Below are 5,428 nucleotides of genomic sequence, written 5' to 3'. Positions count from 1 at the left end.
GCAGTTGTTCCTGTTAATGGCTGAAACCAGTGGGTATAATGTGTTACTCCTTTTGATAATGCCCATTCTTTCATTCCTAATGCAATATAATCGGCAATTTTACGATCGATTTTTACACCATCTGCCGCAGCTTTTACTGCTTTATATGCTTCTGAAGTTAAAAATTGTCGCATAGCTTTGTCTCCAAAGACATTACTACCAAAAATAATTGATTTTCTGTCCAATTCTTCTACATGAACTGGTTTTCTATCGGTTGCCTTTCTTAAAGCTTGAAAACGAAATGTTGACATAAAGTTGTGTTTTTAAAGTTATACCCTTGAAAAGTTATGCAAATATATAAATTTTTTTAATATTTTCACAACGACCCCTATTTTTTTAGGGGTAAAAATATTTTTTACTACATTTGTATTATGAAAACAGCAAATTTATATATGATTATGTTGGGTTGTACCCCAAAAGGGCGTTTTACGGAGCAACATGATATCTTTTTTGGCATTGGAACGAGTTTAAAAGCATTAGTTCCTGATATGAAAGCATTTTGGCCTGAAGCAAAAGGAAAAATACATATAGATGCTTGGCGAAAAGTAACTTGTGTTGATGGATTTAGTATTGAAGTGGTTTCCAAAACCGAAAAAATGGCACAAGAAGAGCAATTATTCTTTTTGAATTTAGGCGGATATAAAGAAGGCGAATTTGAAGAATACCATTATAAAGTGTTAGTGGTTGCAACAACAAAAGCCGAAGCCATTAAAAAAGCAAAACAAACAACTTTTTATAAACATTATAATTTCAAAGGAGCAGCATCGCATATTGATGATAAATTTGGCGTTGATGTGGACGATATTCACAATATAGAAGAGATTCTTTCGGATGCATTCAAATCGGAGTATGGTTTACAAATTAAAAAAACCAATACGATTTCCGAAGATGAAAAACACATTGGTTATTTAAAAATTGATACTATAAAGATTTAAAAGCTATCAGGAGAAGATTGCCTTTTATTTAAAGTTGTTTGATATTTTTTGAATTTATTCCATAGGCTTCGATTACTGAATCATAATCATTAAAATCTACTTGATTTGAACTTCTGCTAGAGAAAAACCCCGGAATAATTACAATTCTAAACGTTTGATTGTTGATGTACTGAGGTGTATTTGCTAAATTATAAGTACCATCTGCATAAATAGTAAAATCTACTCTGCTAAAATCAAAATCATAATCTAATTCTCCTGCATTCAAATATAACGTTCTAGGAATCAACTGCCAAACAGGTGTACTAGAATTAATTACATCAGACATTCTATAAATTAAGATATTATCTGAAGCGTAAATTTGAGGATTTAAATTTCTATAAATAAAATATTTTCCAGAAGTAGTATCAAAACTGAAGTTGATATTTTTTAATTCAAAAACCTCAGCAATGGTATCGTTATCAACAGTGTCTTGAACTTCGTTTACGGTACAACCTTGTAGTGTGATCATTCCGATAAAAGCTAGTAGTAAAGTAATTTTTTTCATAATATAGATTTTTAGAGATTTAAGATGATAGACTATAACCAATTGTTGTGCCAAAATTTTATCCGTTTTTATTTTTGTATCTTTGAAACTTCATAAAAGCTAATAAAATGGGAAGAAATAATCCGAAAAATATTAAAGCGCACAACGATAAATTGCACAAAGAGCAAGCTAAAGCGAAAGCAAAAAAGAATGCTCGTGCCGAAAAATTAAAAGAAATTCAGCGAAAGTTTAAAGAAGCTAATTTATAGTTGGATTCAAATTGAAAATCAATAGATTATTACATATTGCGTCTGTATTGTCCACCCACTTCAAACAATCCGCTAGTAATTTGACCTAATGAACACACTTTTGTAGCTTCCATTAATAAGGCAAACATATTTTCATTTTTAATTGCCGCATTTTGTAATAATTCAATTTGATTAGAAACTGTATCTGTATTTGCTTGTTGCAGATTCGTTAACATTTCTATTTGATACGCTTTTTCTTCTTCCGTTGCACGAATGACTTCAGCAGGAATAACTGTTGGTGATCCTTTTGAACTTAAGAACGTATTTACTCCAATAATTGGGAATTCACCCGTATGTTTCAAGGTTTCATAATACAAACTTTCTTCTTGAATTTTAGAACGTTGATACATGGTTTCCATCGCACCCAATACACCGCCACGTTCAGTAATTCGGTCAAATTCTTGTAAAACAGCGTCTTCCACTAAATCGGTTAATTCTTCAATAATAAACGAACCTTGAATTGGATTTTCGTTTTTCGCCAAACCTAATTCTTTATTAATAATCAACTGAATCGCCATCGCTCTTCGCACTGATTCTTCTGTTGGAGTTGTAATGGCTTCGTCGTAAGCATTTGTATGTAACGAATTACAGTTGTCGTAAATTGCATACAATGCTTGTAGCGTCGTACGAATATCATTAAAATCAATTTCTTGCGCATGTAACGAACGCCCAGAAGTTTGAATGTGGTATTTCAACATTTGAGCTCTTTCATTGGCTCCGTATTTATTTTTCATGGCTTTCGCCCAAATTTTTCGAGCTACACGACCAATTACGGCATATTCAGGATCGATTCCGTTAGAGAAAAAGAACGATAAATTCGGACCAAAATCGTTGATATTCATTCCTCTACTTAAATAGTATTCTACATAAGTAAATCCGTTGGATAAAGTGAATGCCAATTGCGTAATTGGGTTTGCTCCTGCTTCAGCAATATGATAACCTGAAATGGATACCGAATAAAAATTACGAACGTTTTCTTTTATGAAATAGTCTTGCACATCGCCCATTAATCGTAAAGCAAATTCTGTAGAGAAAATACACGTATTTTGTGCTTGATCTTCTTTTAAAATATCCGCTTGCACGGTTCCACGAACTTGTGCTAAAGTTTTAACTTTGATATCATTATAAACATCTAATGGTAAAACTTGGTCGCCAGTTACGCCTAAAAGCATCAAACCCAAACCATTATTTCCTTCTGGTAAAGTTCCTTGGTACGATGGACGAGTAACCCCTTTTTTCTTATAAATATCGTTGATTTTAGCTTCTACTTCATCTTGCAAACCATTTTCAATAATGTATTTTTCACAATTTTGATCAATAGCAGCATTCATGAAAAATCCTAACAACATAGGCGCTGGTCCATTAATTGTCATGGAAACAGAAGTCATTGGATGACTCAAATCGAAACCAGAATACAATTTTTTAGCATCATCTAAACAACAAATTGAAACTCCAGCATTACCAATTTTTCCATAAATATCAGGACGAATGTGTGGATCGTTTCCGTATAAAGTCACCGAATCAAAAGCCGTTGATAAACGTTTTGCTGGTAAACCAGCACTTACATAATGAAAACGTTTATTAGTTCGTTCTGGACCACCTTCACCTGCAAACATTCGACTTGGGTCTTCGCCTTCTCTTTTAAATGGATATAATCCAGAAGTAAAAGGAAATTCTCCGGGAACATTTTCTTGTAAATTCCATTTTAAAATATCGCCCCAAGCTTTGTATTTTGGTAAAGCCACTTTTGGAATTTGCGAATGCGATAACGATTCGGTATGTGTTGCGATTTTGATTTCTTTATCACGAACTTTAAAACTGTAAGTCGGATTTTTATATTTATTTACTTTTTCATCCCAAGTCAAAATGATTTCCCAATTATAAGGATCAAGGTTCATTTTTACTTTATCAAATTGATCTAAAAGTAAATCCATAAAAACTTGAGATTCCTTCGGAATGACAAAATTATGGTCAATTCCGGCTTTTGTTAACATTGGTTTGATTCCCGAAACCGATTCAACCGTTTTAAAAATTCCATATAATTTTTGAGCTACTTCTACTTGAGAAAGTGCCGTTTCATCGTATTTTCTATTGTTTTCTGCAATTTCAGATAAATAACGCGTTCTATGAGGTGGAATTACGAAAATTTTCTCACTCATTTCACGTGTAATTTCAAAAGTCGATTTTAAATCGGCTCCCGTTTTTTCTACAATCTTATCCATAATTGATTTGTAGAGTGTATTCATGCCAGGATCGTTAAACTGCGATGCAATTGTCCCAAAAATAGGCATGGTATTGGTATCAACATCCCACAAATTATGATTGCGTTGGTATTGTTTTTTTACATCACGAATCGCATCCAACGCACCACGTTTGTCGAATTTATTTAGTGCTACTAAATCAGCAAAATCAAGCATGTCAATTTTTTCTAACTGCGTTGCAGCTCCAAATTCGGGTGTCATAACATATAATGAAACATCAGAATGGTCCATAATTTCCGTATCGGATTGTCCAATTCCAGATGTTTCTAAAATAATGATATCGTATTTTGCGGCTTTTAAAACTTGAATTGCCTCTGCCACATATTTTGACAAGGCTAAATTCGATTGACGAGTTGCCAACGAACGCATATAAACTCTTGAATTGTTAATCGCATTCATACGAATTCTATCGCCTAATAAAGCCCCGCCTGTTTTACGTTTTGATGGGTCAACCGAAATTAATCCGATTGTTTTTTCTGGAAAATCAATTAAAAATCGACGTACTAATTCGTCTACTAATGATGATTTCCCTGAACCACCCGTTCCGGTAATTCCTAAGACGGGAGCCCCCCCCGCCCCCGAAGGGGTAGCTTCTGAAGATTGTGGAAATAGCGCATGAAATTTTTCTGGATTATTTTCAGCTAAAGAAATTAATCGGGCAATAGTATTTACATTCTTATTCTCAAGATTTTTAGTCAAATTTTCAGCAGCCATTTCAGCTCCCCCTTCGGGGGTTGGGGGGCACCTTTTAACCAAATCATTAATCATACCTTGTAATCCCATAGCACGACCATCATCTGGAGCATAAATTCTTTCGATGCCATATTCGTGTAACTCTGAAATTTCTGAAGGTAAGATTACGCCTCCGCCTCCGCCAAATATTTTGATATGACCAGCACCTTTTTCCTTAAGTAAATCGAACATGTATTTAAAATACTCGTTGTGGCCTCCTTGATAAGACGTCATTGCAATCGCATTTGCATCCTCTTGAATGGCAGTATTTACAACTTCTTCAACACTTCTGTCATGTCCAAGATGAATTACCTCTACACCTGTCGCTTGGATAATTCTTCGCATGATGTTAATGGCTGCATCGTGTCCGTCAAAAAGCGAGGCTGCAGTTACAATTCTTACTTTATTAACAGGAATATAAGGTATTTGTGGTTCCATCTGTAATTTTAATTCGTTTTAAAGGCTGCAATTTACGAATTTAATAATTTTTATCCTTTTAAAAATTAAAATAATTATAGCTTAAAAAAGGCATTATATTTGCTTATATTTTTCTAGAAAAAATAAAAAATATGAAAAAACATATTCTCAACTTATCTTTTATTCTGTTAATTGGAGGTATTTCAACCCCTA

The 5,428-nt window shown here is 33.6% G+C and carries 5 protein-coding genes; 2 read left to right on the top strand and 3 right to left on the bottom strand.

The genetic code is table 11. The features are described 5' to 3' along the window. A partial coding sequence (locus ACIQZC_RS08605; RefSeq protein WP_396138824.1) for a glutamine synthetase III occupies positions 1-290 on the bottom strand: 290 nt, incomplete at its 3' end. Between the two features lie 120 nt (positions 291-410). Between ACIQZC_RS08605 and ACIQZC_RS08600 the strand changes: the two genes are divergently transcribed. Beyond that, positions 411-974 carry a DUF1543 domain-containing protein gene (locus ACIQZC_RS08600; protein WP_396138823.1) on the top strand — a complete coding sequence of 188 codons (564 nt, stop codon included), beginning with the start codon at positions 411-413 and terminating at the stop codon, positions 972-974. 28 nt (positions 975-1,002) lie between these two features. Here ACIQZC_RS08600 and ACIQZC_RS08595 read toward each other — a convergent pair whose 3' ends face one another. Next, a complete protein-coding gene (locus ACIQZC_RS08595) occupies positions 1,003-1,518 on the bottom strand; it encodes a hypothetical protein (RefSeq protein ID WP_396138822.1) in 516 nt (171 codons plus the stop codon). A gap of 107 nt (positions 1,519-1,625) precedes the next feature. Between ACIQZC_RS08595 and ACIQZC_RS08590 the strand changes: the two genes are divergently transcribed. Continuing rightward, complete coding sequence (locus tag ACIQZC_RS08590) at positions 1,626-1,766, top strand: hypothetical protein (protein ID WP_396138821.1); 141 nt, start codon at positions 1,626-1,628, stop codon at positions 1,764-1,766. Positions 1,767-1,795: 29 nt separating this feature from the next. Here ACIQZC_RS08590 and ACIQZC_RS08585 read toward each other — a convergent pair whose 3' ends face one another. Further along, positions 1,796-5,236: a methylmalonyl-CoA mutase family protein gene (locus tag ACIQZC_RS08585; protein ID WP_396138820.1), complete on the bottom strand. Its 3,441-nt coding sequence runs from the start codon at positions 5,234-5,236 to the stop codon at positions 1,796-1,798. Between the last annotated feature and the right edge of the window lie 192 nt (positions 5,237-5,428).

Origin of the sequence: Flavobacterium sp. (assembly GCF_044338735.1) — a bacterium.
Lineage (GTDB): Bacteria > Bacteroidota > Bacteroidia > Flavobacteriales > Flavobacteriaceae > Flavobacterium.
This window is presented reverse-complemented; position numbering and strand designations above follow the sequence as displayed.

Bases quoted from the DNA above. Each gene is read 5' to 3' on its own strand.
- ACIQZC_RS08600 (WP_396138823.1), top strand. From the start codon at position 411: ATGAAAACAGCAAATTTATATATGATTATGTTGGGTTGTACCCCAAAA.
- ACIQZC_RS08595 (WP_396138822.1), bottom strand. From the start codon at position 1,518: ATGAAAAAAATTACTTTACTACTAGCTTTTATCGGAATGATCACACTA.
- ACIQZC_RS08590 (WP_396138821.1), top strand. From the start codon at position 1,626: ATGGGAAGAAATAATCCGAAAAATATTAAAGCGCACAACGATAAATTG.
- ACIQZC_RS08585 (WP_396138820.1), bottom strand. From the start codon at position 5,236: ATGGAACCACAAATACCTTATATTCCTGTTAATAAAGTAAGAATTGTA.